Raw genomic sequence first — 2,391 nt, forward strand, 5'->3', positions numbered from 1 at the left:
CCGTGCAGTATCACCCTGAAGCTTCGCCCGGTCCGCGCGACTCGCATTATCTGTTCCAGCGCTTCGCCGATCTGATGCGCGAGAAGAAGCGGGCGTAGGAGCGACGCGCTTATCCCTCCCCCGCGAAACGTGGGATTGTGTACACAACAGTCTTTGCGTCTTTCAACATGGGTGACACCCCCACCCCGGCGCGGAGCCTCTGCCCGGACGGCGTCAACACCGATCCGGGTACGCCAACATCGAGAGCGAGTTTCGCTCGCCTCGGACCCCGCAAGGGGGAGGGATGAGACCACCTCTTTGGCTACGATGAGCCCAGCGGCTGGTGTCTTCACAAGCGATTTAGTATGACGGATATCATCGCATTATCCATCGGAGCCCCACATGACCGACAATCCAACCCGCAAGGTCGAATATGGCGTGACGCCGACCGAGGTGATGGCCTCGATGACGGGGATCGATTTCCTCCGCGCCATGTTCGAGGACAAATTCCCGGCGCCGCCGATCATGCAGAACATCGAGCCGTTCGATTATTCCGTCGAGCCCGGCGTCGTGGCTTTTTCCAGCATCCCCGGATTTCGCCACTACAACCCGATCGGTTCGGTGCATGGCGGTTACGCCGCAACGTTGCTGGATTCGGCGATGGGCCTTGCCGTGCACTCGACGCTGCCGGCGGGTTCGGGTTACACCACGCTCGAATTCAAGGTCAGCTTCATCCGCGGCATGACCCAGGATACCGGCGCGGTTCGGACCGAGGGCCGCGTGCTCAATGCTGGCCGCCGCGCCGCCACGGCGGAGGCCCGTATCACCGATTCCAAAGGTCGCTTGCTGGCGCATGCCACGACGACTTGCCTTGTCTTCGAAATTCCGGGGCCCGACGCCAAGGGAATGTGACCGACACGACCAAGGCAAACTTGACGGGAACGTGGCGCAGCCGCACGGGTTAATCCTGCCCGTAGCCACGGAGCCCCGTTTTGCCAGCCGTCAGCTTGAACCTTAAGCCAGCGGCCTTCGTCTTTTCCGACGACGGCCTCGTTCCCAACAGCCCCCTGCCGCTGCTGATCTACAAGGGCGCGGTCGATCTCGGCAACGCACCTGAGAAAACCATCGAAGACCTGCTCGGCGCCAACGGCTGGGGCGATACGTGGCGCAACGGCATTTACGACTATTTGCATTATCACGCGACGGTCCACGAAGCCCTTGGCATTGCCCGCGGCCATGCCCGGGTGAGGTTCGGCGGCGATAGCGGCAGGGAATTCGAGTTGAGCGCGGGCGATGTCGCGATCCTCCCCGCTGGCACCGGCCATCAATGCCTCAAGTCGACGACGGATTTTTCAGTGGTCGGCGCCTATCCGCCGGGCGCAAAGATGCAGGTGACGCGGCCGACGCCGGAAAATCACGCCCATGCCCTCCAGACGATTCCTGAAGTGAAACTGCCCAAGACCGATCCGCTATCGGGGAAGGATGGAGCTCTGGTGAAATTGTGGGGGCAAGGGTAGCGGCGCCGCTCGTTGATCGCGCTGAAGCACCCTCTCCCCTTGCGGACGCGGGTGGCGAGGATGAGCCAACGGGTCCCGCGAATGCGCGCCCGATGACAGGCTCAGCGAAATTCGAGCCGGTGAGGGATTCAGGCCAAGGACCAAGCGAGACCCTCGGTCGGTTTCTCACTTCGTTTCGAAACCACCCTCTCCCGCAAGGCGAGCTATTCCGCGTTGCTGCCTTCCTTGCGGGAAGCCTCGAACAGGAACCAGGTCCGCCGCTCGGTCTCGTCGATGAAGGTCTCGAGCAGGCCGGCGGTGCCGGAATCCTCGTGATCGTCGCACAGCTTGTGCGCCTTTCGCATGGCGGCGGCGACGTGCTTGTTGTCTTCCATCAGCTCGCGCAGCATTTCGCGTGGCGGCACAAAGCTTTCGTTGTTGTCCTTGATGGTCTGCAACTTCGAGACCTGTCCGATCGAGCGCACCGTGATGCCACCGATTTTTCGCACCCGTTCCGCCAACTGATCGGTGGTGGCGAAGATCGCGTCTGACTGCTCGTCGAGCATCAGATGGTAGTCGTGGAAATGCCGCCCGCTGACATGCCAGTGGAAATTCTTGGTTTTCAGGTAAAGCGCAAAGGCGTCAGCCAATAGCACGTTGAGGGCGGCCGAGATCTTCTCGGCGGCGGCCTGTGGCAGGTCGCTCGGGGTATCGAGGTCGGGGGAGGTTTTGCTGGCTTTGCTCACGATGGACCTTCCTGTTAGGAACCGGGCGGGACGGCGATGGACATCAGTCACCGGACCATTTAACGCCTCTCAGGCGAGGGGGTTCCGCAGCCGGAACCTCAGCATTTTCGGACACTAGTGTCGCAACTCTGACGTTCGTTTCAGCGCCGCCGCGAATTCTTTCGAAGGAA

The 2,391-nt window shown here is 61.7% G+C and carries 4 protein-coding genes; 3 read left to right on the forward strand and 1 reads right to left on the reverse strand.

From position 1 onward, the window contains the following. The 3 genes from WB528_RS16085 to WB528_RS16095 form a co-directional block, all read left to right on the forward strand. On the forward strand, positions 1 to 98 hold a 98-nt coding region (locus tag WB528_RS16085; RefSeq protein WP_423889403.1), incomplete at its 5' end, for a glutamine amidotransferase-related protein. 283 nt (positions 99 to 381) lie between these two features. Further along, the gene (locus tag WB528_RS16090; RefSeq protein WP_423889400.1) at positions 382 to 891 is read left to right on the forward strand and encodes a PaaI family thioesterase; all 510 of its coding nucleotides are present in this window, start codon (positions 382 to 384) and stop codon (positions 889 to 891) included. Between the two features lie 80 nt (positions 892 to 971). Further along, positions 972 to 1,496 (forward strand): hypothetical protein, encoded by a 525-nt coding sequence (locus WB528_RS16095; RefSeq protein ID WP_423889401.1) that lies wholly within the window; start codon positions 972 to 974, stop codon positions 1,494 to 1,496. Between the two features lie 203 nt (positions 1,497 to 1,699). Here the strand turns inward: WB528_RS16095 and WB528_RS16100 are convergent, their stop codons facing one another. Next, positions 1,700 to 2,221 carry a Dps family protein gene (locus WB528_RS16100; RefSeq protein ID WP_423889402.1) on the reverse strand — a complete coding sequence of 174 codons (522 nt, stop codon included), beginning with the start codon at positions 2,219 to 2,221 and terminating at the stop codon, positions 1,700 to 1,702. Positions 2,222 to 2,391: the final 170 nt, after the last annotated feature.

The sequence above is a fragment of the Bradyrhizobium sp. genome (assembly GCF_049586575.1).
Taxonomy (GTDB): Bacteria; Pseudomonadota; Alphaproteobacteria; order Rhizobiales; family Xanthobacteraceae; genus Bradyrhizobium.